Raw genomic sequence first — 23,812 nt, 5'->3', positions numbered from 1 at the left:
GTTCTCAATTATCGATGTCTGAAAAGTTTTTACGCGTTTTTACCTGCGCCATGGTTTCCAGAATGCGGTGATAATTTTCAAAACGCGTCTCGGCGATCTTCCCTTCCTCTACGGCTTCGCGGATGGCGCAGCCTGGGTCGGTGTCGTGTTTACAGTCGCGGTATTTACAGTGGCCGAGATAGTCATGGAATTCGACAAACCCGTTGGTGATTTGTTCCGGATCGAGGTGCCATAGGCCAAATTCACGTACGCCGGGGGAGTCAATCACGTCGCCGCCGTGCGGGAAGTGATACAGGCGCGCCGCGGTGGTGGTGTGCTGGCCCAGACCTGAGACGTCGGATACGTCATTGGTCAGAATGCGGTCGTCGTTCAGTCCCAGCAGAGCGTTCAGCAGGCTCGATTTTCCGACGCCAGACTGCCCGGCAAAAATACTGATGCGGTTAGTCAGCGCTTCTTCCAACGGTTTCAGGCCATCCTGAGTATGGCTGGACGCCATCAGAACGGTATAGCCAATCTTGCGGTAGATATCCATCTGCTCGTTGACGAACGCCATGCCTTCATCGTCCAGCAGATCGATTTTATTCAGCACCAGCAGCGGCTCGACGTTGAGCGTTTCGCAGGCCACCAGATAACGGTCGATAATATTCAGCGACAGCTCCGGCAAAATGGCGGAGACGATGACGATCTGATTAATATTGGCGGCGATCGGCTTCACGCCGTCGTAAAAGTCCGGGCGGGTGAGTACCGAAGTACGCTCGTGAACCGCTTCGACGATCCCTTTTACGTTGACGCCTTCAGCAGCGGCTTTCCCCGGACGCCAGACGACGCGGTCACCGGTGACCAGCGAACGGATAGTGCGGCGGATGTTGCAGCGGTGGGTTTCGCCATCGGCGGACTCCACGTCGGCGTGCATCCCAAAGCGGCTGATGACGATGCCTTCGGCGGCTTCGCCAAACAGATTATCGTCGTAATCGGGCTTCTCCGCGGCTGTTGTCAGGCGGCGCTGGTGGTTAGCCTTAACGCGGCGCTGCTGACCTTTGGAGAGTTTATTTTTACTCAATCGTGCTGACTCCTGGTCGCCCATATCGGGCAAAACCTCTATGATACACGCTAATTAATACTAGTTAACCTACCGCGGCAGGTATGACAAGAAGGGTGGAAAATAGCATGAGTGCAGATGAAAACAACCTGATTTGGATCGATCTGGAGATGACTGGCCTGGATCCCGAGCGCGATCGCATTATTGAAATCGCTACGCTGGTGACCGACGCGCAGCTCAATATCCTGGCGGAAGGGCCAACCATCGCTGTCCATCAGTCTGATGCTCAACTGGCGCTGATGGATGACTGGAACGTGCGTACCCATACCGGCAGCGGCCTGGTGGATCGCGTGAAGGCTAGCACTATGGGCGACCGTGAAGCCGAACTGGCGACGCTGGAGTTCCTCAAGCAGTGGGTTCCGGCGGGCAAATCGCCCATCTGCGGCAACAGCATCGGTCAGGACCGTCGCTTCCTGTTTAAATACATGCCGGAGCTGGAGGCCTACTTCCACTACCGCTATCTGGACGTGAGCACGCTGAAAGAGCTGGCGCGTCGCTGGAAGCCGGAAATTCTGCCGGGCTTTAAAAAGCAGGGCACTCACCAGGCGATGGATGATATTCGCGAGTCGGTGGCGGAGCTGGCCTACTATCGTGAGCATTTTATTCAACTTTAAGGTGAAAACGGGGTGAATCGGCGTTAAAGTAATCAACCTGCCGATTTATCCAGCAGTTGAACGAATTTTTTAAAAAATCGCTTCAGGGGGGGTTGCAGGGGGAAAGAATTCTCGTATAATGCGCCTCCCGTAACGAAGCAGAAATGCGAATTACGACAGCAACAAAAATTGCCAGATTTTGCGGGAATAGCTCAGTTGGTAGAGCACGACCTTGCCAAGGTCGGGGTCGCGAGTTCGAGTCTCGTTTCCCGCTCCAAATTTTCTTCCAGAATAAAATCACTTCCACAACGCAATCAGTCGTTGAGGTTGTTTTTTTCATTTCCGAAATACTCTTGTAAACAGACTTATCCACAGGCTGTCATCAGCTTCTTCGCCCGCTGATGTTATTAAGATTTTTACAAATAAAATTATCTCATTGATATATATGGAAATATATCATTTCAAAATGTTAGCGAGATCGCTTGACGAACTTTGGCGTGTTGAAACGCAATGTCTTTTTATTTTTACTCACAGGCTGTGAATAGATTACGCGTCGCGCGGCAGACCTTTTTCCACCACCCTTACCAGACGCTGTTTCTTCGGTAGCTGGACCTCTATCGCTCCCTCATTACGACGCGCAATTTGCTGCGCAATCGCCCATGTTATGTGCTCATCGAGAAGTGGGTGCTCACCTCGGCGACTCTCCAGCGCGTTAAGCGCGGCTTCGCTCCACGGTGCGTTGCCCAGTGCGACGGCAATATTGCGCAGCCAGCGCAGGTGGCCGATGCGCCGAATAGCGGAACCTTCGGTCACTTTCAGAAAATGGGCTTCACTCCAGGCGAACAGTTCAACCAGCTCAGGGGCGTGAAGCGCTTTGCGCGGGCTGAAGTCAGCTTCGTCGGTAAGCTGTGAGAAGCGGTTCCATGGGCAGATTAGCTGACAGTCGTCACAGCCGTAAATACGATTGCCCAATAGTGGACGAAATTCTTCCGGGATCGCCCCTTCCAGTTCAATGGTCAGGTAAGAGATGCAGCGGCGAGCGTCGACGGTATAAGGCTCAACGATCGCCCCTGTAGGGCAGATGGTCATGCAGGCCACGCAGCGCCCGCACTCTTCGGCCACCGGTTGGTCGACGGGCAGCGGAATATCCACCAACAGTTCACCAAGGAAAAAGAACGATCCGGCGTCGCGGTTGAGGATAAGTGAGTGCTTACCTGTCCAGCCGATGCCCGCTTTTTCCGCTAATGGGCGCTCAAGAACAGGCGCCGAGTCGACAAACGGTCTAAAATTCAGCGAGACGCACTGTTCCTGAATCATTTCGCCGAGCTTTTTAAGGCGGTTACGCAACAGCTTATGATAATCACGCCCCAGGGCATAACGGCTGACGTAACCGAGTTCGGGGTTTTTCAGCGTGCGGGCAAAGGCTGCATTGGCGGGAAGGTAGTTCATGCGAACGCTAATCACCCGGAGCGTTCCGGGTTGCAGTTCGTGCGGGCGAGCGCGCATCATTCCGTGCCGCGCCATCCATTCCATCTCGCCGTGGTATTGTTTATCCAGCCATGCCTGCAGTTTGGGCTCGGAGGCGCTGAGATCGGTATCGGTGATGCCGACCTGCTGAAAGCCCAGTTCAGTGCCCCACAGTTTGATTTGTTGCGCTAATTGATTGAGATCGAGGGGCTGTGACATGACGGACCATACATTGACAAGAAACCCCCAAAGTATACCACACTCCATTTGGCCTGCGGATGCGCTGCGTCGCGCCGAAAAAACGGCGGCAGCGGATCTCGGCATCTCCCTTTATGAACTCATGCAACGCGCCGGTCAGGCGGCGTTTGAGGTGGCCCGCGCGGCGTATCCCGACTCTCGCCACTGGCTGATGCTTTGCGGCCATGGCAATAACGGCGGCGACGGCTACGTGGTCGCGCGCCTGGCACAGGCGGCGGGGATTCGTGTCACGCTGCTGGCGCAGGATAGCGAAAAACCGCTGCCGGACGAGGCGCACGCCGCCCGCGAGGCTTGGCTGGAAGCGGGCGGCGTTATCCACGCGGCGGATATCCCGTGGCCAGAGGATACCGATCTGATTATCGATGGCTTACTGGGTACCGGGCTGCAAAATGCGCCACGTGACCCCATCGCAGGCCTGATAGCGCAAGCGAATTGTTTCCCGGCGCCGATTATCGCGCTGGATATTCCCTCCGGGCTTAACGCCCAGACCGGCGCGACGCCGGGTGTGGTGATTAATGCTGCGCACACCATCACGTTTATTGCTCTGAAACCGGGGCTGTTGACCGGTAAAGCGCGCGATGTGGTCGGCACGCTGCACCATCATGCGCTGGGATTAGACTCCTGGCTGGCTGAGCACCCCACCACCATTCGCCGCCTGGATGCCTCGCAACTGGCGCAGTGGCTGACGCCGCGTCGTCCTACTTCGCACAAAGGCGATCACGGTCGTCTGGTGCTGATCGGCGGCGACCACGGCACCGCCGGGGCCATCCGCATGGCCGGTGAGGCGGCGCTGCGGGCGGGGGCTGGCCTGGTGCGTGTACTCACCCGTGCGGAAAACGTCGTGCCGATTATCACCGCTCGCCCAGAACTGATGGTGCATGAGCTGACGCCGCAGCTGCTTGATGAAAGCCTGGAATGGGCTGATGTGGTGGTGATTGGCCCCGGCTTGGGTCAGGCTGAGTGGGGCAAACAGGCGCTGCGCAAAGTGGAAAACATCCGTAAACCGACGCTTTGGGACGCCGACGCTTTGAACCTGCTGGCATTCAATCCGGATAAACGTCACAATCGCGTGATCACGCCGCACCCCGGCGAGGCCGCGCGTTTGCTCAACTGCCGGGTGGCAGAAATTGAGAGCGATCGCTTACTTTCTGCGCAACGTCTGGTACAACGGTACGGTGGCGTCGTGGTGCTGAAAGGCGCGGGGACGGTGGTGGCTGATGAACACGGCTCGCTCAGTATTATTGACGCCGGAAATGCCGGTATGGCCAGCGGTGGCATGGGCGATGTGCTTTCGGGCATTATTGGCGCATTGCTGGGGCAGGCCTTATCGCCGTATGATGCTGCGTGCGCGGGGTGTATCGCCCACGGCGCGGCGGCAGACAAGCTGGCTGCGCGCTATGGTACCCGCGGAATGCTGGCGACCGATCTCTTTTCCACGCTACGGCGTGTTGTTAACCCGGATGTGATTGACGTAGACCATGATTAATCGAGTGATTCCTTTACCTGACGAGCAGGCAACCCTGGACCTTGGCAACCGAGTGGCGCAGGCCTGCGTCGGCGCGACGGTCATCTATCTGTACGGCGATTTAGGCGCGGGGAAAACCACCTTCAGCCGCGGATTCCTGCAGGCGTTGGGGCATAACGGCAACGTCAAAAGCCCGACCTATACGCTGGTTGAACCGTACCAGCTCGATAACCTGATGGTTTACCATTTTGATCTTTACCGCCTTGCGGATCCCGAGGAGCTCGAATTTATGGGGATCCGCGATTATTTTGCTAACGATGCCATCTGCCTGGTGGAATGGCCGCAACAGGGCGCAGGTGTTCTGCCCGAGCCGGATATCGAAATACACTTAGATTACCAGGCGCAAGGGCGTGAGGCGCGCATTGCCGCGGTCTCCTCATTAGGTGAGTCTCTGCTGGCGCGGTTGGCCGGTTAATTTAAGGGATCCCAGGATGATTTTTCGCGCAAAAGGGTGGTTGATGGCGGCGCTGATGTTGGTGGGCGCACCGGCAATGGCGGCGAGCTTGTCCGATATTCAGGTAGCGAATAGTGAAACGCAGGCGCGGATCACCTTCAGCTTTATGGGCGATCCGGAATATAACTTTAGCCAGGATGACAAACGCAGCGTGGTGCTTGATATCAAGCAAACGGGCGTGATTCAAGGCTTGCCGCTGCGCTTTAGCGGCAACAACCTGGTGAAGGCGATCCGTTCCGGCACGCCGAAAGACGATCAGTCGCTGCGGCTGGTGGTCGATCTCACCGAAAACGGCAAAACCCGCGCGGTGAAGCAGCAAAACGGCGCGAATTACACCGTGGTGTTTACCATTAACGCCGACGTTCCACCGCCTCCACCGCCGCCTGTCGTCGCGAAGCGCGTGGAAACGCCAGTCGTCACGCCGGCACCGGTACCAAGCCAGCCCGCGCGCAACCCGTTTAGCGGCAACAGCAGCAATAGCGGCAGCAGCTTCAGCACGGAACGTCAGCCGGCGATTGCCAGCAATACCACGCCGGCACCGCGTCCGGCGGCCCGTGCGCGCAGCGTTTCCGGTGATAAAGTGATCATCGCGATCGACGCCGGTCACGGCGGCCAGGATCCGGGGGCGATTGGCCCTGGCGGTACGCGCGAGAAGAATGTCACCATCGCTATTGCCCGAAAACTCAGAGCGTTGCTCAACGACGATCCGATGTTTAAAGGCGTGTTGACTCGCGACGGCGACTATTTTATTTCTGTGATGGGCCGCTCCGACGTGGCACGTAAGCAGAACGCCTCCTTCCTGGTATCCATTCACGCGGACGCCGCGCCAAACCGCGACGCTACCGGCGCGTCGGTCTGGGTGCTCTCTAACCGTCGCGCCAACAGCGAGATGGCGGGCTGGCTCGAACAGCATGAGAAACAGTCTGAGCTGCTGGGCGGCGCGGGCGACGTGCTGGCAAACAGCCAGGCCGATCCGTATCTGAGCCAGGCGGTGCTGGATCTGCAATTCGGCCATTCCCAGCGTGTAGGGTATGATGTGGCGACCAACGTCATCAGCCAGCTGCAGCGCGTCGGTAATCTGCATAAGCGTCGTCCTGAACACGCCAGCCTCGGTGTGCTGCGTTCGCCGGATATTCCGTCGATCCTGGTTGAGACCGGCTTTATCAGTAACAGCAGCGAAGAGCGCCTGCTGGATAGCGATGACTATCAGCAGAAAATTGCTGAAGCCATTTATAACGGTTTACGTAACTATTTTACGGCGCATCCGATACAATCCGGCCCTCGTGACGAACAGTCGCAGACCGCCAGCGCCGCATCATCCAACAGGACGCTTGTTAACTAAGGAGTTTTCATGCCGATTCAGGTTTTACCGCCGCAGCTTGCGAACCAGATTGCCGCGGGTGAAGTGGTTGAGCGGCCTGCCTCGGTAGTGAAAGAACTGGTGGAGAACAGTCTCGATGCGGGGGCAACCCGCATCGATATTGATATCGAACGCGGTGGAGCAAAGCTTATCCGCATCCGCGATAACGGCTGCGGTATTAAGAAAGATGAGCTGGCGCTGGCGCTGGCGCGTCATGCGACCAGCAAAATTGCCTCGCTTGACGATCTGGAAGCGATCATCAGCCTCGGTTTTCGCGGCGAAGCGCTGGCGAGTATCAGTTCGGTCTCGCGGCTGACGCTGACCTCGCGCACTGAACAGCAGCAGGAAGCCTGGCAGGCGTACGCGGAAGGCCGCGACCAGGACGTCACCGTTAAACCGGCTGCCCATCCGGTCGGCACGACGCTGGAAGTGCTGGATCTCTTCTACAACACACCCGCGCGGCGCAAGTTTATGCGCACCGAAAAAACCGAATTCAATCATATCGATGAGATCATTCGCCGCATTGCGCTGGCGCGCTTCGATGTGAGCTTCAACCTGACCCACAATGGCAAAATGATTCGCCAGTATCGCGCGGTAACAGAAGGGGCGCCGAAAGAACGCCGTCTGGGAGCCATTTGCGGCGTACCGTTCCTGGAACAGGCGCTGGCGATTGAGTGGCAGCACGGCGACCTGGCGATGCACGGCTGGGTGGCCGACCCGAAACACACTACCGCCGCGCTGGCTGAAATTCAGTATTGCTATGTTAACGGTCGCATGATGCGCGACCGGCTGATTAACCACGCCATTCGACAGGCCTGTGAAGACAAGCTCGGCGCAGATCAGCAGCCCGCGTTTGTGCTGTATCTGGAGATTGATCCGCACCAGGTGGATGTGAACGTCCATCCGGCTAAACACGAGGTGCGTTTCCATCAGTCGCGTCTGGTGCATGACTTTATCTATCAAGGCGTGTTGAGCGTGCTGCAACAACAGCTGGACGCGCCGTTGCCCTTAGTGGAAGACGATGAACCCGCCCCGCGCGCGCTGCCGGAAAACCGCGTCGCGGCTGGGCGTAATCAGTTTGCCGAACCGGCGGTGGCGCGCGAGCCGGAAGCGCCGCGCTATCAACCCGCTTCCAGCGGTAGTCGTAGCGGCGGCGCCAACTGGCCGAACGCGCAGCCGGGCTACCAGAAACAGCAGGGGGCACTCTATCGCCAACTGCTGGATACGCCGGTAAATCGCCCGGAACCAGCGAAACCCGTGGCTGAAAACCTGGCGGGGCACAGCCAAAGTTTTGGCCGTGTGCTGGCTATCATTGATGAGCGCTGCGCGCTGCTGGAGCGTGACGGTAAGCTTAATCTGCTGTCGTTACCGGTCGCAGAACGCTGGCTGCGTCAGGCGCAACTCACTCCCGGCGGGGCCACCATTTGCGCCCAGCCGTTGCTCATTCCTCTGCGCCTGAAAGCGTCAGAGAACGAGCGGAAAACCCTGGAAAATGCGCGGGAAATGCTGGGCCAGTTGGGCATCGAAATCCTGCTGGAAGGGCAGCACGTCACGATTCGCGCCGTGCCTTTACCCTTACGACAACAAAATTTACAAATCTTGATTCCTGAACTGATAGGCTACCTGGTGGAGAAAACTCAGGTTGATGCCGGTAACGTGGCGCAGTGGTTGGCCCGTCATCTGGCAAGCGACCACGCGCAGTGGAATACCGCGCAGGCCATCGCGATGCTGGCTGACGTTGAACGTCTTTGCCCGCAGCTGGTCAAAGCTCCGCCGGGTGGTTTGTTACAACCCGTTGATTTAGATTCTGCGATGAACGCCCTGAGACATGAGTGACGTAACCGAGGCGAGCCTGCCTAAGGCAATTTTTTTGATGGGGCCGACTGCCTCGGGCAAAACGGCGTTAGCCATTGAGCTGCGTAAAGTTTTGCCAGTAGAGTTGATTAGTGTGGATTCCGCCCTCATCTATCGAGGGATGGATATCGGTACTGCAAAGCCGAGCGCGGAAGAGCAGCTTGCTGCCCCGCATCGGTTGATGGATATCCTTGACCCTGCGCAGGCCTATTCGGCGGCGGATTTTCGTCGTGATGCGCTGGCGCAGATGGCCGAGATCACTGCCGCAGGGAAAATTCCGCTGCTGGTCGGTGGAACAATGTTGTATTTCAAGGCGTTGCTTGAAGGTTTATCACCGCTGCCCTCGGCTGACCCGGAAGTCCGGGCCCGCATTGAGCAGCAGGCAGCAGAGCGAGGATGGGGAGCGCTGCACCAGCAGCTACGGGAAATTGACCCCGTTGCCGCCGAGCGCATTCATCCGAATGATCCGCAAAGACTTTCCCGAGCACTGGAAGTTTTTTTCATTTCGGGTAAAACTTTAACGGAGCTGACGCAAACGTCAGGAGACGCTCTGCCCTACAAGGTGCATCAGTTCGCCATCGCCCCGGCGAGCCGTGAACTGCTCCATCAGCGCATTGAGCAGCGTTTTCATCAGATGTTGGCTTCGGGTTTTGAAGCAGAAGTGCGGGCGCTATTTGCCCGTGGAGATTTGCATACGGACATGCCTTCCATTCGTTGTGTGGGATATCGCCAGATGTGGTCATACCTTGAAGGCGAAATTACCTATGATGAAATGGTTTATAGAGGAGTTTGTGCCACGAGACAGCTAGCCAAGCGCCAGGTGACGTGGTTACGCGGTTGGGAAGGGGTTCACTGGTTAGATAGTGAACAGCCGGAGCAGGCGTTTAACCAACTATTACAGGTAGTGGGTGCTAGTGTAGACTGAATGTGTACAATTGAGTCGTATCGTGCGCAATTTTCGGAATCGTAAGGTTCATACGCAACATCGTTCGGGCTGTATCAAAGCAGATAACGCAGAAGCGGCTTGAGGGATGGCGTGTATAAGTACAAATAAGCATATAAGGAAAAGAGAGAATGGCTAAGGGGCAATCTTTACAAGATCCGTTCCTGAACGCATTGCGTCGGGAACGTGTTCCAGTTTCTATTTATTTGGTGAATGGTATTAAGCTGCAAGGGCAAATTGAGTCTTTCGATCAGTTCGTGATCCTGTTGAAAAACACGGTCAGCCAGATGGTCTATAAGCACGCAATTTCTACCGTTGTTCCGTCCCGTCCGGTTTCCCATCACAGCAACAATGCTGGCGGCGGCACCGGTAGCAACTACCATCACGGTAGCAACGCGCAGGGTTCTGCACAGCAAGACAGCGAAGAAACCGAATAAGGTTGATGGCTGTTAATCCATGTCGGGGAGCCAGCATGTCTGGGTTCCCCGCTGGTATTTCAGGAGATATAACGCTTGTTTGACCGTTATGACGCCGGTGAGCAGGCGGTGCTGGTACACATCTATTTTACGCAAGACAAAGATATGGAAGACCTCCAGGAGTTTGAATCTCTGGTCTCTTCCGCCGGTGTCGAAGCAATGCAGGTGATTACTGGTAGCCGTAAAGCGCCGCACCCAAAATATTTTGTTGGTGAAGGTAAGGCTGTCGAGATTGCGGAAGCCGTCAAAGCGACAGGTGCTTCCGTTGTGCTGTTCGATCACGCACTAAGCCCAGCACAGGAGCGTAACCTTGAGGCCCTGTGTCAATGCCGGGTTATCGACCGTACCGGTCTGATCTTAGATATTTTTGCTCAGCGTGCGCGTACCCATGAAGGTAAGCTGCAGGTTGAGCTGGCGCAGTTGCGCCATCTGGCAACGCGTCTTGTGCGTGGCTGGACGCACCTTGAAAGACAAAAAGGCGGGATTGGTTTGCGCGGCCCGGGTGAAACCCAGCTCGAAACCGACCGTCGTTTGCTGCGTAACCGCATTATGCAAATCCTCTCGCGCATTGAGCGCGTGGAGAAACAGCGCGAGCAGGGGCGACGCTCGCGCGTGAAGGCCGATGTTCCGACGGTATCGCTGGTGGGATACACCAACGCCGGGAAATCGACGCTGTTTAACCACATCACGCAGGCAGAGGTCTACGCCGCTGACCAGCTGTTTGCCACCCTTGATCCGACGCTGCGTCGTATAGACGTGACGGATGTGGGTGAAACGGTGCTGGCCGATACCGTAGGCTTTATTCGCCACCTGCCACATGACCTGGTGGCGGCATTTAAGGCCACATTGCAGGAAACGCGCGAAGCCACGCTGCTGCTGCACGTGATTGACGCCGCGGACGTTCGTGTGCAGGAAAACATCGATGCGGTAAATACCGTTCTCGAAGAGATCGACGCGCACGAGATTCCGACCCTGCTGGTGATGAATAAGATCGATATGCTCGACGATTTTGAGCCGCGTATCGACCGTGATGAAGAGAACAAACCTATCCGGGTGTGGCTGTCTGCACAAACCGGGGTAGGGATACCACTCCTTTTTCAGGCGTTGACCGAACGACTGGCCGGCGAAGTGGCGCAGCATACGTTGCGTTTACCTCCGCAGGAAGGGCGTTTGCGTAGTCGCTTTTATCAGCTTCAGGCAATCGAAAAAGAGTGGATGGAGGAAGATGGCTGCGTCAATCTGCAGGTTCGTATGCCGATTGTCGACTGGCGTCGCCTCTGTAAACAAGAACCGACACTGGCAGACTACGTCGTCTGACCGTGCAGCTTGCCTGAAAACATTAGCCCTTTGGGCACCCAGCGGTTCAGGTCGCCTCAGCGCGACCGCGACAACCAGGACGGCGTCGCGGTTATCAGCCAAATGATCTGGACTGGGAAAAGGTATATCACCGCATAACAAATATGGAGCATAAACATGGCGTGGAATCAGCCCGGTAATAACGGACAAGACCGCGACCCGTGGGGAAGCAGCAATAACCAAGGCGGCAACTCCGGGGGGAATGGAAATAAAGGCGGTCGCGATCAGGGGCCGCCGGATTTGGATGATATCTTCCGTAAGCTGAGCAAGAAGCTCGGTGGTTTTGGGGGCGGTAAGGGCGGTTCCGGCAGCGGTTCGTCTCAGGGGCCACGCAGCCCGATGGGCGGACGCATTGTCGGTATCGCGGCAGCTGCCGTGGTCGTCATTTGGGCGGCCAGCGGGTTCTATACCATTAAAGAAGCCGAGCGCGGTGTTGTGACGCGCTTTGGTAAGTTCAGCCATCTGGTTGAGCCGGGTCTGAACTGGAAGCCGACCTTCATCGATGAAGTGACACCGGTGAACGTGGAAGCCGTACGCGAACTGGCCGCGTCTGGCGTGATGCTGACTTCCGATGAAAACGTCGTGCGCGTCGAAATGAACGTGCAGTACCGTGTGACCGATCCGCAGCGCTATCTGTTTAGCGTGACCAGCGCCGACGACAGTCTGCGCCAGGCCACCGACAGCGCCCTGCGTGGCGTTATCGGTAAATACACCATGGACCGTATCCTGACCGAAGGTCGTACCGTTATTCGTAGCGATACCCAGCGCGAGCTGGAAGAGACCATCCGTCCGTACAACATGGGTATCACCCTGCTGGACGTCAACTTCCAGGCTGCACGTCCGCCGGAAGAAGTGAAAGCCGCGTTTGACGATGCTATCGCAGCACGTGAAAACGAACAGCAGTACATCCGTGAAGCTGAAGCGTACACCAACGAAGTTCAGCCGCGTGCTAACGGTCAGGCGCAGCGTATTCTGGAAGAAGCGCGTGCGTATAAGACTCAGACCGTGCTGGAAGCACAGGGTGAAGTGGCGCGCTTTGCCAAGATCCTGCCGGAATATAAAGCTGCTCCGCAGATTACCCGCGAGCGTCTGTATATCGAGACCATGGAGAAAGTGCTGAGCCATACCCGCAAAGTGCTGGTTAGTGACAACAAGAACGGCAACCTGATGGTGCTGCCGCTGGATCAGATGCTGAAAGGCGGCAACGCCCCGGCAGCAAAGAGCGATAGCAGTGGTGCGAATAACCTGTTGCGCCTGCCGCCTGCGTCCTCTTCCAGCAGTAGCGCGAGCAACACCTCGTCTGCCAGTCAGGGCAATATCATGGACCAACGCCGCGCCAACGCGCAGCGTAACGACTACCAGCGTCAGGGGGAATAACGATGCGTAAGTCAGTTATTGCGATTATCATCATCGTGCTGGTAGTGCTGTACACCTCTATCTTCGTGGTTAAAGAAGGCGAGCGCGGAATTAAGTTCCAGTTCAGCAGCGTGGTGCGCGACAGCGATAAGAAACCGTTGATTTATGAGCCGGGCCTGCACTTTAAGGTGCCGTTCATTCAGTCGGTGAAAATGCTGGACGCGCGTATCCAGACCATGGATAACCAGGCCGATCGTTTCGTGACCAAAGAGAAGAAAGACCTGATCGTCGATTCCTACATCAAGTGGCGCATCAGCGACTTTAGCCGTTACTTCCTGGCGACCGGCGGCGGCGACGTCTCCCAGGCCGAAGTGCTGCTGAAGCGTAAGTTCTCTGACCGTCTGCGTTCTGAAATTGGTCGTCTGGACGTGAAAGACATCGTTACCGACTCCCGCGGTCGTCTGACCCTGGAAGTTCGCGATGCCCTGAACTCTGGTTCTTCCGGTGCGGAAGATGAAGTGGCGACTCCGGCAGCCGATAGCGCGATTGCGGAAGCCGCAGAGCGCGTTGAGCAGCAGGCGAACATCAAAGGGCCAACCATTAACCCGAACAGTATGGCGGCGTTAGGTATTGAAGTGGTCGATGTGCGTATCAAGCAGATCAACCTGCCGACCGAAGTGTCTGAAGCTATCTACAACCGTATGCGTGCCGAGCGTGAAGCCGTTGCTCGTCGTCACCGTTCTCAGGGTCAGGAAGAGGCAGAAAAACTGCGCGCTACCGCCGACTATGAAGTGACGAAGACGCTGGCAGAAGCGGAGCGTCAGGGTCGTATCCTGCGCGGTGAAGGCGATGCCGAAGCAGCTAAGCTGTTCGCTGATGCCTTCAGCCAGGACCCGGACTTCTACGCCTTTATCCGTAGCCTGCGTGCTTACGAGAAGAGCTTCGACAGCAATCAGGACGTGATGGTGCTGAGCCCGGATAGCGATTTCTTCCGCTATATGAAAAACCCGGGTACCACCGCTCGCTAAGCGCGCGGTCGCCTGAATAAAACCACCGCCTCCTTCGGGAGCCGGTGGTTTTCTTTTATAAGGATGAAAAATGAATTCCACAATCTGGCTGGCGCTTGCGCTGGTGTTAGTTCTCGAGGGCCTCGGTCCGATGCTCTATCCGAAAGCATGGCGTAAGATGATTTCTACGATGACCCAATTACCGGATACGATGTTACGTCGATTTGGCGGCGGTCTTGTGGTTGCTGGCGTGGTGATCTACTACATGTTGACGAAAACGATTGGCTGATTAAAAATCCAGCGCTAAAGTGCCATTTTGTGGTGAAAAAGTGCTGTATATCTGAAAAAGCGATGGTAGAATCCATTTTTAAGCAATGGGTGATTTTGAAAAATGGGTAACAACGTCGTCGTACTGGGCACCCAATGGGGTGACGAAGGTAAAGGGAAGATCGTCGATCTTCTGACTGAACGGGCTAAATATGTTGTTCGCTACCAGGGTGGTCACAACGCAGGCCATACTCTCGTAATCAACGGTGAAAAAACCGTCCTCCATCTTATTCCATCAGGTATTCTCCGCGAGAATGTAACCAGCATCATCGGTAACGGTGTTGTGCTGTCTCCGGCTGCGCTGATGAAAGAGATGAAAGGCCTGGAAGACCGTGGTATCCCGGTTCGCGAACGTCTGCTGCTTTCCGAAGCATGCCCGTTAATCCTCGACTATCACGTCGCACTGGATAACGCTCGCGAAAAAGCGCGTGGCTCCAAAGCTATCGGTACGACCGGTCGTGGTATCGGCCCGGCTTACGAAGATAAAGTGGCTCGTCGCGGTCTGCGCGTGGGCGATCTCTTCGATAAAGCGACTTTCGCCGACAAACTGAAAGAAGTGATGGAATATCACAACTTCCAGCTGGTGAACTTCTATAAAGTTGACGCAGTTGACTACCAGAAAGTACTGGATGACGTGATGGCGGTTGCCGACATCCTGACCAGCATGGTGGTTGACGTTTCTGACCTGCTGGACCAGGCGCGTAAACGCGGTGACTTCGTGATGTTCGAAGGTGCGCAGGGTACGCTGCTGGATATCGACCACGGTACCTATCCGTACGTAACCTCTTCCAACACCACCGCAGGTGGCGTAGCAACCGGTTCTGGCCTTGGCCCGCGCTATGTTGACTACGTACTGGGTATTATCAAAGCGTACTCCACTCGCGTGGGTGCCGGTCCGTTCCCGACCGAACTGTTTGATGAAACCGGTGAGTTCCTGTGCAAGCAGGGTAACGAATTCGGCGCTACTACCGGCCGTCGTCGTCGTACCGGCTGGCTGGACGCGGTTGCCGTACGTCGTGCTGTGCAGATCAACTCGCTGTCTGGCTTCTGCCTGACCAAGCTGGATGTTCTGGACGGCCTGAAAGAAGTGAAGATCTGCGTGGGCTACCGCATGCCGGATGGCCGCGAAGTGACCACCACCCCGCTGGCGGCGGATGATTGGGAAGGTATCGAGCCAATCTACGAAACCATGCCGGGCTGGTCTGAAACCACCTTTGGTGTGAAGGAACGTAGTGGCCTGCCGCAGGCAGCGCTGAACTACATCAAGCGTATTGAAGAACTGACCGGCGTGCCGATTGATATTATTTCAACTGGCCCAGACCGTACTGAAACCATGATTCTGCGCGACCCGTTCGACGCGTAATTTTGGTTCATGGTGCAGCGCCTGATGGCGCTGCGCTTATCAGGCCTACTCGCTTTATAGGCCGGATAAGACGCAAAGCGTCATCATCCGGCTTAATCGTGCGTTAAACCCTCGCTTTTTTCCTTCCCGAAAGAAATAAATTAGCGGCTCACAGGCTGGCTGGTTTATCATCAATATAATTAATATCAACAGGCTCATCCTGTTTTTCCCCTTTTCCCTGAGGTTGATGTGCAGTTAACAAGTTTTACCGATTATGGACTACGCGCGCTGATTTACATGGCATCGCTGCCGGAAGGCAATATGACCAGCATCTCGGAGGTAACCGAGGTCTACGGCGTGTCGCGTAACCATATGGTTAAAATTATCAATCAGCTGAGCCGCGCCGGGTACGTGACGGCGGTGCGCGGGAAAAATGGCGGTATCCGGCTGGGTAAACCGGCTAAGGATATTCGCGTGGGGGACGTGGTGCGCGAACTCGAACCACTGTCGTTGGTGAACTGCAGTAGCGAGTTTTGCCACATTACGCCTGCCTGCCGTTTGAAACAGGCGTTATCTCAAGCCGTGCAAAGTTTTCTCAAGGAGCTGGATAACTACACACTGGCCGATTTGGTTGAACACAATCAACCGCTATACAAATTATTGCTGGTGGAGTGACGAATATCTTCACCAGAGATGACAACGGAGGAACCGAGATGTCACAAGATCCTTTCCAGCAACGCGAAGCTGAAAAATACGCTAATCCTATCCCTAGCCGGGAATTTATCCTCGAACATTTAACAAAACGTGAAAAACCGGCTAATCGTGAAGAACTGGCCGCTGAGCTGAATATTGAAGGCGAAGAGCAAATCGAAGCGCTTCGCCGCCGCCTGCGCGCGATGGAGCGTGACGGGCAACTGGTCTTCACCCGCCGCCAGTGCTACGCGCTGCCGGAACGTCTGGACCTGCTAAAAGGCATGGTTATCGGCCATCGCGATGGTTATGGCTTCCTGCGCGTCGAAGGACGCAAGGATGACCTGTACCTGTCGAGTGAGCAGATGAAGATGTGCATGCACGGCGATGAAGTGCTGGCGCAGCCGCTGGGTGCGGACCGTAAAGGCCGCCGCGAAGCGCGCATCGTTCGCGTGCTGGTGCCGCGTAACGCACAGATTGTTGGCCGCTACTTTACCGACGCGGGCGTTGGCTTTGTGGTCCCGGACGACAGCCGTCTGAGCTTTGATATCCTTATCCCGCCAGAGTCGCTAATGGGCGCGCGTATGGGCTTTGTGGTGGTGGTCGAACTGACCCAGCGCCCAACCCGACGTACCAAAGCGATCGGCAAAATCGTCGAAGTGCTTGGCGATAACATGGGGACCGGCGTGGCCGTTGAAATGGCGCTGCGCACCCATGAAATTCCTTATGTCTGGCCGCCAGCGGTAGAAGCGCAGGTAGCAGGATTAAAAGAAGAAGTGCCGGAAGAGGACAAAATTGGCCGCGTTGATCTGCGCGATTTACCGCTGGTCACCATCGATGGCGAAGACGCCCGCGACTTTGATGATGCGGTCTACTGTGAGAAAAAACGCGGCGGCGGCTGGCGTTTGTGGGTCGCGATTGCTGACGTAAGCTACTACGTTCGTCCTCCGACACCGCTGGACAACGAAGCCCGCAGCCGCGGGACGTCCGTTTACTTCCCCACGCAGGTCGTCCCGATGCTGCCGGAAGTGCTCTCCAACGGCCTGTGTTCGCTGAACCCGCAGGTTGACCGTTTATGTATGGTCTGTGAAATGACCGTCTCAAACAAAGGGCGTTTAACCGGCTTTAAATTCTATGAAGCGGTGATGAGCTCGCATGCGCGTCTGACTTATACCAAAGTCTGGCATATGCTGCAGGGCGATCAGGAACTGCGCGAACAGTACGCGCCGCTGGTCAAACACATTGAAGAGCTGCATAACCTCTACAAAGTGCTGGATCAAGCGCGTGCCGAGCGCGGCGGGATCTCGTTTGAAAGCGAAGAAGCGAAGTTTATCTTCAACGCCGATCGTCGTATCGAACGTATTGAACAGACCCAGCGTAACGATGCGCACAAGCTGATTGAAGAGTGCATGATCCTGGCCAACATCTCGGCGGCGCGTTTCGTTGAGAAAGCCAAAGAGCCTGCGCTGTTCCGTATTCACGACAAGCCAACGACTGAAGCGATCACCGCGTTCCGTTCCGTGCTGTCGGAACTGGGCCTGGAATTGCCGGGCGGCAACAAACCGGAGCCGCGCGACTACGCTGAGCTGCTGGAATCCGTTGCCGACAGACCGGATGCCGAAATGCTGCAAACCATGCTGCTGCGTTCGATGAAGCAGGCGATTTACGATCCGGAAAACCGCGGTCACTTCGGCCTGGCGCTGCAATCCTATGCGCACTTTACCTCGCCGATTCGTCGTTATCCTGACCTGTCGCTGCACCGCGCCATCAAGTATCTGCTGGCGAAAGAGCAGGGGCATAAAGGCAACAGCACCGAGACCGGCGGCTACCACTATTCCATGGAAGAGATGCTGCAACTCGGTCAGCACTGTTCGATGACCGAACGCCGCGCTGATGAAGCGACTCGTGACGTTTCCGACTGGCTGAAATGCGACTTTATGCAGGATCAGGTGGGCAACGTCTTTAACGGCGTGATCGCCAGCGTCACCGGCTTTGGCTTCTTCGTCCGTCTGGATGAGCTGTTTATCGATGGCCTGGTGCATGTCTCCTCGCTCGATAACGACTACTATCGCTTTGACCAGGTTGGCCAGCGTCTGATCGGTGAATCCGGCGGCCAGACTTATCGCCTTGGCGACCGTGTAGAAGTTCGCGTTGAAGCGGTGAATATGGACGAGCGCAAAATCGACTTCTCGCTGATCTCCAGCGAGCGCGGCCCGCGCAACGTTGGTAAAACCGCACGCGAAAAATCGAAGAAGGAAGCGGGTGGCAAACCGGGCGGTAAACGCCGTCAGGTTGGCAAGCGCGTGAACTTCGAACCGGACAGCGCCTTCCGCGGCGAGAAGAAAGGTAAGGCGAAAGCGAAACCAGCTTCCAGCGAAAAGGGGGCGGCGAAGAAGGCCAAAAAGCCTTCGGCGAAGACGCAGAAGATAGCCGCCGCCACTAAAGCGAAGCGGGCGGCGAAGAAGAAAATAGCAGAGTAATGCTTTCAATACCCCTCTCCTTTGGTGAGGGGTATTTTATTAGCGAGCAGTAAGTAAGGATACGTCAGGGAGACAATGACAGTGAGTCACTACCTTGAGATACCCCATCTTGCGCGTGAGTTTCCGTTTCGGCGCTTTGTCCATAAAGGTGAAGTACTGGCTTATCCCCACTGGCATAAAATGGTGGAGATAATCTATGTCACCCGCGGTGTGCTTCATCTTGGCGTCAACGATATTCCGATCGTGATGCGTGCAGGCGAGATTCAGTTTATCAATGCCGGAGACACGCATTACTTTCTGGCATCACCCAATAGCGAGAGAATTGTTGTCCAGTTTGACGCCTTTCTTTTTCATGGTGATGAAGCCCTGCAACTCGACGGCCAGCCAGGTCTGCGACATCGGTTATCAACAATGTGTACCCACAGCCAGCAATGGCCATCCGCGACAACGTTAGCGATGCAGAATCTGCTGCTGGCGATTAATCGGGAGGATGAAGAACGGACCGTTGGCTACAAGTATGTGATTAAGGCCCGGCTGTTGGAGATGATTGCTTTGATTTACCGGGAGGTGCCGATAAGCCAGCATCACCCAGTGCGCCCCCTGAATGCCACAGCGGCCTTTAAATCAGAAAAGACTCTGGCCCGGCTGGATCGCATATTCTCCTACGTTGAACATCATTATCATGAATCTCTAACTTTGGATGATATAGCCAAATTTATGGGATTTAACGTCTGCTATTTTACCCGTTTCTTTAAAAACAATACCGGTACCACATTTATTCGTTTTTTACATAATTACCGCCTGAATAGAGCCAAGTGGTTGTTACTCAATGAAGATATTTCTATCTCGGAAGTGGCGGAACGCGTTGGTTTTACTAGCGTAAAAAATTTTCATCACGTTTTTAAACAGGATACGGGTGTCGCGCCGCGCCAATATAAAAAGTCAATATCCGGGATAAAATGAGCTAAAAGCCGGGACGAATTAGTCTCCGTTGTTTTGTACCATGTTAGTGTACATAAATTAAACGGAGGTTACCGGAGTATGATCCAAATCGGTATTATTGGCTGCGGTGGTATTGCAAATGGTAAACATCTTCCCTCGCTCGCCCAGCTTCCCGATGTTGAAATCGTGGCGTTTTGTGATATTGAAATTGAACGCGCGCAGAAAGCCCAACAAGAATATGGCGCGGAGGGCGCTCAGGTCTATATTGACTATCGTGAACTGCTGGCCGATAAAAATATTGATGTTATTCATGTCTGCACGCCAAATATTTCGCATTCATCTATTTCTATTGCCGCACTGGAAGCCGGTAAGCACGTGATGTGCGAAAAGCCGATGGCAAAAACCGCGGCCGAAGCTCAGGCAATGGTGGATGCGGCGTTGCGTACCGGAAAAAAGCTAACCGTGGGTTACCAGAACCGCTTTCGTAAAGACTCCCGTTATTTGCATCGGGTATGCGAAAACGGTGAACTGGGAGAGATTTACTACGCGAAAGCCAAAGCTATTCGCCGCCGCGCGGTACCCACATGGGGCGTTTTTCTGGACGAAGAAGCGCAGGGCGGCGGCCCGCTGATTGATATTGGCACCCATGCGTTGGACCTGACGCTGTGGATGATGAACAATTACCGGCCCAAATATGTCGTGGGCAATACCTACCATAAATTGTCCTCAATGAAAGATGCCGCTAATGCCTGGGGGCCCTGGGATCCGCAGAAGTTCACCGTCGAAGACTCGGCGTTCGGTTTTATCACCATGGAAGACGGTGCGACGATCGTTCTGGAGTCGAGCTGGGCGCTTAATACGTTGGATACCGGTGAAGCAAAAACCTCACTTTCAGGCACCAGAGGGGGGGCGGATATGCACGACGGTTTACGGATTAATGGCGAAGCCTATGGCGCGACGTTTGAAAAACAGATTCAACTGGGTAGCGATGGCGTTGACTTTTACGATGCCGCCGATGATGACCCCGCGTTGTTGGAGGCCCGGGCCTGGATTGACGCCGTACGTCACGACAGCCCGTTAGTGGTGACGCCGCAGCAGGCGCTGGTGGTGACGCAAATTCTCGAAGCCATCTACCAATCTGCCGAAACGGGGCAGCCGGTCTATTTTTCGTAGAGGGGATGATCTAATGACTCGCGTTACGGTCTGGAATGAGTATCGTCATGAGCAGCAGGACCCGGCGATTGCTGCCGTTTACCCGCAAGGTATCCACGGGCAAATCGCCTCTTTTTTGCAGGCAGCGGGGTTTACGACCCGAACGGCAACGCTGGATGAACCCGAACATGGTTTAACCGACGCGGTGCTGAATGAGACGGATGTTTTAATCTGGTGGGGGCATATTGCCCATAATGAAGTCGACGATAGCGTCGTGGCACGTATTCAGCAACGGGTGCTGAAAGGAATGGGGTTGATTGTCCTGCACTCCGGGCATATGTCAAAAATATTCATGAGACTCATGGGAACCAGCTGCGACCTGAAATGGCGTGAAGCCGATGAACAGGAGCGTATTTTTGTTATTGATCCCACGCATGATATTGTAAAAGGAATTCCTGAAAGCTTCGTGCTCGAAAAAGAAGAAATGTACGGTGAACATTTTGATATTCCTGTCCCGGATGAAACGCTGCTTTTAAGCTGGTTTGAGGGCGGGAACGTTTTTCGCAGTGGTATTACCTATAAGCGCGGTAACGGGCGAGTATTTTATTTTCAGCCCGGCCATGAAAGCTATCCTACCTATTACAACACGCATATCCAGAAAATTATCTGTAATGGCGTGGAATATTGTGCGCCACGCGGTAATCGCTATCCCGTGTATGGTAAAGATAAAAACCACTACCCGATTTCAGGAGCGGAAAAATGAAACTTGGCGTATTTACTCCATTATTTGCCGACCTCTCTCTGGATGAAATGTTGGATAAAGTTCAGCAAGCGGGACTGGATGCTGTGGAGGTGGGCACCGGCGGCTGCCCGGGAAACCACCACTGTCCTATTGATGAGCTATTAGCCAGCGAAACCAGCCGGGCAGCGTATTTAGCAAAATTCCAATCCCGGGGAATCATTATCAGCGCCTTGAGCTGTCACGATAATCCTATTTCGCCGGTAAAAGCTGAGCGCGAAGCGGCCGATGCCCTGTTACGCAAAACGATTAAGCTGGCGTCGCTGCTGGGCGTGCCGGTAGTGAATACATTTTCCGGAACAGCAGGAAGCGATGAGCATGCAACGGCGCCCAACTGGCCGGTAGTGGCCTGGCCGACGGTGTACAGCGATATTAAGACCTGGCAATGGGAAAACAGGCTTATCCCCTACTGGCGGGAAATTGGCCTGCTGGCGCAGGCGCATCAGGTGAAAATTGGCATTGAGCTGCATGGCGGTTTTCTGTGCCACACGCCGTATACCCTACTGAAACTGCGTGAAGCAACCTGCGACGCTATTGGCGCCAACCTCGACCCCAGTCATCTGTGGTGGCAGGGTATCGATCCGGTCGCGGCCATTAAGATCCTGGGTGAAAAGGGGGCGATTCATCACTTCCATGCCAAAGATACCTGGTTGGATCAGGACAATATCAACATGTATGGCCTGACTGATATGCAGCCCTACGGCGATGTCCGCACGCGCGCGTGGAATTTCCGCACGGTGGGTTATGGTCACAGCATCCAGCAATGGGCGGATATCATGAGCGCGCTGCGCACATGGGGTTATGACTACGTGGTCAGCATTGAGCATGAAGACCCGTTGATGTCGGTGGAGGAAGGGTTTGCGCGGGCGGTCACTCATCTGCAATCGATATTGATTCGTGAACAGCCGTTGAATATGTGGTGGGTATAGCGATGGACGGTAACTTTCTACAGATGGCGATTGTCGGCTATGGCGGTATGGGGGCGTATCACGTCAATCTGGCGCATGCCAGCGAACGGATACGGGTAAAAGGCGCGTTTGATATTAACGCTTCCCGTCTGCGATTGGCTCTATCACATGGCCTGGTCGCGTATCCGAGTTTTGATGCGCTGCTTGACGATAAAGATGTCGCGTTGGTCCTGATTGCCACACCTAACGACGTGCACAAAGCGCTGGCCATTCGAGCGCTGGAAGCCGGTAAGCATGTGATATGCGAAAAGCCCGTGACCCTGACGACATTGGAGTTCCAGGAGGTGCTGGCCGTTGCGGAAAAAGTCGGACGTGTTTTTATGGTGCATCAGAACCGTCGCTGGGACGATGACTACCTGATCGTCCGCCGCCTACAGCAGGACAAATCGATCGGCGAGATTTTTCATCTTGAATCTCGGGTGCAGGGCGCTAACGGCATTCCTGGAGACTGGCGGCACAGCCCGGCGCAGGGCGGAGGGATGGTGCTTGACTGGGGCGTTCATTTGCTGGATCAGCTACTGCTACTGGACCACAGCGAGATTAACCGGGTTTACGCTTCACTTAGCTACGCGCTGGGTCATGAGGTTGACGATGGTTTTACCGCGCATATTACCTTTACCAGCGGTCTGACCGCGCATATTGAGGTCGGTACGACAAACTATATTAAGCTGCCGCGCTGGTATGTGAAGGGGACGGAGGGCACTGCGCTGATCGCCGATTGGGATCTCAGCGGATACGTGGTCGCGCCCGATAGACAGGCGGAGGTCACTGACCCTTTACCCATCCAGGCCGGCGTCGGTTTAACTAAAACCATGGCGCCGCCCAATGAGGATGCGGTAGTCACGTGGCCGTTGCCGAAACCGTTATCTCCGCGGGTTGGCTTCTACGACAATGTGGCGGAGGTTATCCTCGATGGTGCTGAACCGATGGTAAAAAACGCGGAAGTGCTGCGGGTGATGAACCTGATGGCGGCGATCTTTACCTCCTGGCATGAGCGGCGGGCGGTCGAAAACATCGATCGCTTAATCTGATTATCACCCAGACAGATCCTTCGCCCGCGGAGCATTCGCTCTGCGGGCGTTGTCGGTTATAATAGCCGTAACAACATGGGTATTGCCCATATAATCCGGCGCATTCCCGCCTCAAACGAGTACTTTTAATGAGTGAAATGATTTACGGTATCCATGCGGTGCAGGCACTGCTGGAGCGCGCACCTGAACGTTTTCAGGAAGTGTTTATTCTGAAAGGCCGCGACGATAAGCGCCTGATGCCGCTGATCCACGCGCTGGAAGCGCAGGGTGTGGTGATTCAGCTGGCGAACCGTCAGTACCTGGATGAGAAAAGCGAAGGTGCCGTGCACCAGG

The 23,812-nt window shown here is 55.3% G+C and carries 22 protein-coding genes and 1 tRNA gene; 21 read left to right on the top strand and 2 right to left on the bottom strand.

Annotation, left to right across the window (positions count from 1 at the left end):
* Positions 1 to 4 precede the first annotated feature (4 nt).
* Positions 5 to 1,060: a small ribosomal subunit biogenesis GTPase RsgA gene (gene rsgA, locus ACW14G_RS09710; protein ID WP_191091013.1), complete on the bottom strand. Its 1,056-nt coding sequence runs from the start codon at positions 1,058 to 1,060 to the stop codon at positions 5 to 7.
* Positions 1,061 to 1,167: 107 nt separating this feature from the next.
* Here rsgA and orn point away from each other — a divergent pair, with 107 nt between their 5' ends.
* Positions 1,168 to 1,713: an oligoribonuclease gene (gene orn / locus ACW14G_RS09705; protein WP_223803457.1), complete on the top strand. Its 546-nt coding sequence runs from the start codon at positions 1,168 to 1,170 to the stop codon at positions 1,711 to 1,713.
* A 180-nt stretch (positions 1,714 to 1,893) separates the two neighbouring features.
* Positions 1,894 to 1,969, top strand: a tRNA-Gly gene (locus ACW14G_RS09700).
* 269 nt (positions 1,970 to 2,238) lie between these two features.
* Here the strand turns inward: ACW14G_RS09700 and queG are convergent.
* Positions 2,239 to 3,378, bottom strand: a complete 1,140-nt coding sequence (gene queG / locus ACW14G_RS09695; protein WP_163445870.1) for a tRNA epoxyqueuosine(34) reductase QueG — start codon at positions 3,376 to 3,378, stop codon at positions 2,239 to 2,241.
* Here queG and nnr point away from each other — a divergent pair.
* From nnr to ACW14G_RS09600, 19 genes are all read left to right on the top strand, one after another.
* Positions 3,377 to 4,903: a bifunctional ADP-dependent NAD(P)H-hydrate dehydratase/NAD(P)H-hydrate epimerase gene (gene nnr / locus ACW14G_RS09690; RefSeq protein ID WP_249022430.1), complete on the top strand. Its 1,527-nt coding sequence runs from the start codon at positions 3,377 to 3,379 to the stop codon at positions 4,901 to 4,903. The two genes, queG and nnr, sit on opposite strands and share 2 nt — an antisense overlap.
* Positions 4,896 to 5,357 (top strand): tRNA (adenosine(37)-N6)-threonylcarbamoyltransferase complex ATPase subunit type 1 TsaE, encoded by a 462-nt coding sequence (tsaE, locus tag ACW14G_RS09685; RefSeq protein ID WP_163445868.1) that lies wholly within the window; start codon positions 4,896 to 4,898, stop codon positions 5,355 to 5,357. The genes nnr and tsaE overlap by 8 nt, the downstream gene beginning before the upstream one ends.
* A 16-nt stretch (positions 5,358 to 5,373) precedes the next feature.
* Positions 5,374 to 6,738, top strand: coding sequence for an N-acetylmuramoyl-L-alanine amidase AmiB (amiB, locus tag ACW14G_RS09680; RefSeq protein ID WP_223803455.1), 1,365 nt, complete (start codon positions 5,374 to 5,376; stop codon positions 6,736 to 6,738).
* A 9-nt stretch (positions 6,739 to 6,747) separates the two neighbouring features.
* Positions 6,748 to 8,592, top strand: a complete 1,845-nt coding sequence (mutL, locus tag ACW14G_RS09675; RefSeq protein WP_249022428.1) for a DNA mismatch repair endonuclease MutL — start codon at positions 6,748 to 6,750, stop codon at positions 8,590 to 8,592.
* On the top strand, positions 8,585 to 9,535 hold the full coding sequence (gene miaA / locus ACW14G_RS09670) for a tRNA (adenosine(37)-N6)-dimethylallyltransferase MiaA (protein WP_064546853.1): 951 nt from the start codon (positions 8,585 to 8,587) through the stop codon (positions 9,533 to 9,535). Before mutL ends, miaA begins: the two co-directional genes overlap by 8 nt.
* A 149-nt stretch (positions 9,536 to 9,684) precedes the next feature.
* Complete coding sequence (gene hfq, locus ACW14G_RS09665; protein WP_052284691.1) at positions 9,685 to 9,990, top strand: RNA chaperone Hfq; 306 nt, start codon at positions 9,685 to 9,687, stop codon at positions 9,988 to 9,990.
* 75 nt (positions 9,991 to 10,065) lie between these two features.
* Entirely contained in the window at positions 10,066 to 11,346 is a 1,281-nt protein-coding gene (hflX, locus tag ACW14G_RS09660) for a ribosome rescue GTPase HflX (protein WP_163445865.1), read from the top strand.
* A gap of 156 nt (positions 11,347 to 11,502) precedes the next feature.
* Positions 11,503 to 12,762 (top strand): FtsH protease activity modulator HflK, encoded by a 1,260-nt coding sequence (gene hflK / locus ACW14G_RS09655; protein ID WP_455648571.1) that lies wholly within the window; start codon positions 11,503 to 11,505, stop codon positions 12,760 to 12,762.
* Between the two features lie 2 nt (positions 12,763 to 12,764).
* The gene (gene hflC, locus ACW14G_RS09650) at positions 12,765 to 13,769 is read left to right on the top strand and encodes a protease modulator HflC (RefSeq protein WP_064546859.1); all 1,005 of its coding nucleotides are present in this window, start codon (positions 12,765 to 12,767) and stop codon (positions 13,767 to 13,769) included.
* A 70-nt stretch (positions 13,770 to 13,839) separates the two neighbouring features.
* A complete protein-coding gene (locus ACW14G_RS09645) occupies positions 13,840 to 14,037 on the top strand; it encodes a DUF2065 domain-containing protein (protein WP_064546860.1) in 198 nt (65 codons plus the stop codon).
* 102 nt (positions 14,038 to 14,139) lie between these two features.
* Complete coding sequence (locus ACW14G_RS09640) at positions 14,140 to 15,438, top strand: adenylosuccinate synthase (protein ID WP_163445863.1); 1,299 nt, start codon at positions 14,140 to 14,142, stop codon at positions 15,436 to 15,438.
* A gap of 228 nt (positions 15,439 to 15,666) precedes the next feature.
* Positions 15,667 to 16,092 (top strand): nitric oxide-sensing transcriptional repressor NsrR, encoded by a 426-nt coding sequence (gene nsrR, locus ACW14G_RS09635; protein WP_064546863.1) that lies wholly within the window; start codon positions 15,667 to 15,669, stop codon positions 16,090 to 16,092.
* 38 nt (positions 16,093 to 16,130) lie between these two features.
* Positions 16,131 to 18,587: a ribonuclease R gene (gene rnr / locus ACW14G_RS09630; RefSeq protein ID WP_249022427.1), complete on the top strand. Its 2,457-nt coding sequence runs from the start codon at positions 16,131 to 16,133 to the stop codon at positions 18,585 to 18,587.
* A gap of 81 nt (positions 18,588 to 18,668) precedes the next feature.
* The gene (locus ACW14G_RS09625; RefSeq protein WP_249022426.1) at positions 18,669 to 19,550 is read left to right on the top strand and encodes a helix-turn-helix transcriptional regulator; all 882 of its coding nucleotides are present in this window, start codon (positions 18,669 to 18,671) and stop codon (positions 19,548 to 19,550) included.
* A 78-nt stretch (positions 19,551 to 19,628) separates the two neighbouring features.
* Positions 19,629 to 20,702: a Gfo/Idh/MocA family protein gene (locus tag ACW14G_RS09620; protein ID WP_249022425.1), complete on the top strand. Its 1,074-nt coding sequence runs from the start codon at positions 19,629 to 19,631 to the stop codon at positions 20,700 to 20,702.
* Positions 20,703 to 20,715: 13 nt separating this feature from the next.
* Positions 20,716 to 21,444 (top strand): ThuA domain-containing protein, encoded by a 729-nt coding sequence (locus ACW14G_RS09615; RefSeq protein ID WP_249022424.1) that lies wholly within the window; start codon positions 20,716 to 20,718, stop codon positions 21,442 to 21,444.
* The gene (locus tag ACW14G_RS09610) at positions 21,441 to 22,409 is read left to right on the top strand and encodes a sugar phosphate isomerase/epimerase family protein (protein ID WP_167577057.1); all 969 of its coding nucleotides are present in this window, start codon (positions 21,441 to 21,443) and stop codon (positions 22,407 to 22,409) included. Before ACW14G_RS09615 ends, ACW14G_RS09610 begins: the two co-directional genes overlap by 4 nt.
* A gap of 2 nt (positions 22,410 to 22,411) precedes the next feature.
* Positions 22,412 to 23,479, top strand: coding sequence for a Gfo/Idh/MocA family protein (locus ACW14G_RS09605; RefSeq protein WP_249022423.1), 1,068 nt, complete (start codon positions 22,412 to 22,414; stop codon positions 23,477 to 23,479).
* Between the two features lie 128 nt (positions 23,480 to 23,607).
* A partial coding sequence (locus tag ACW14G_RS09600) for an RNA methyltransferase substrate-binding domain-containing protein (RefSeq protein ID WP_455648570.1) occupies positions 23,608 to 23,812 on the top strand: 205 nt, incomplete at its 3' end.

The organism is Kluyvera sp., from assembly GCF_965301105.1.
Note: the sequence above shows the minus strand (reverse complement) of the source record. Positions and strands in the feature narration are given on the sequence as shown.

Excerpts from the sequence above, each read along its gene's own strand:
- amiB (WP_223803455.1), top strand. The coding sequence starts at position 5,374 with ATGATTTTTCGCGCAAAAGGGTGGTTGATGGCGGCGCTGATGTTGGTG.
- ACW14G_RS09640 (WP_163445863.1), top strand. The coding sequence starts at position 14,140 with ATGGGTAACAACGTCGTCGTACTGGGCACCCAATGGGGTGACGAAGGT.
- rnr (WP_249022427.1), top strand. The coding sequence starts at position 16,131 with ATGTCACAAGATCCTTTCCAGCAACGCGAAGCTGAAAAATACGCTAAT.
- hflC (WP_064546859.1), top strand. The coding sequence starts at position 12,765 with ATGCGTAAGTCAGTTATTGCGATTATCATCATCGTGCTGGTAGTGCTG.
- hfq (WP_052284691.1), top strand. The coding sequence starts at position 9,685 with ATGGCTAAGGGGCAATCTTTACAAGATCCGTTCCTGAACGCATTGCGT.
- nnr (WP_249022430.1), top strand. The coding sequence starts at position 3,377 with ATGACGGACCATACATTGACAAGAAACCCCCAAAGTATACCACACTCC.
- ACW14G_RS09645 (WP_064546860.1), top strand. The coding sequence starts at position 13,840 with ATGAATTCCACAATCTGGCTGGCGCTTGCGCTGGTGTTAGTTCTCGAG.
- queG (WP_163445870.1), bottom strand. The coding sequence starts at position 3,378 with ATGTCACAGCCCCTCGATCTCAATCAATTAGCGCAACAAATCAAACTG.
- tsaE (WP_163445868.1), top strand. The coding sequence starts at position 4,896 with ATGATTAATCGAGTGATTCCTTTACCTGACGAGCAGGCAACCCTGGAC.
- orn (WP_223803457.1), top strand. The coding sequence starts at position 1,168 with ATGAGTGCAGATGAAAACAACCTGATTTGGATCGATCTGGAGATGACT.
- mutL (WP_249022428.1), top strand. The coding sequence starts at position 6,748 with ATGCCGATTCAGGTTTTACCGCCGCAGCTTGCGAACCAGATTGCCGCG.
- ACW14G_RS09615 (WP_249022424.1), top strand. The coding sequence starts at position 20,716 with ATGACTCGCGTTACGGTCTGGAATGAGTATCGTCATGAGCAGCAGGAC.
- ACW14G_RS09605 (WP_249022423.1), top strand. The coding sequence starts at position 22,412 with ATGGACGGTAACTTTCTACAGATGGCGATTGTCGGCTATGGCGGTATG.
- ACW14G_RS09610 (WP_167577057.1), top strand. The coding sequence starts at position 21,441 with ATGAAACTTGGCGTATTTACTCCATTATTTGCCGACCTCTCTCTGGAT.
- ACW14G_RS09620 (WP_249022425.1), top strand. The coding sequence starts at position 19,629 with ATGATCCAAATCGGTATTATTGGCTGCGGTGGTATTGCAAATGGTAAA.
- miaA (WP_064546853.1), top strand. The coding sequence starts at position 8,585 with ATGAGTGACGTAACCGAGGCGAGCCTGCCTAAGGCAATTTTTTTGATG.
- hflK (WP_455648571.1), top strand. The coding sequence starts at position 11,503 with ATGGCGTGGAATCAGCCCGGTAATAACGGACAAGACCGCGACCCGTGG.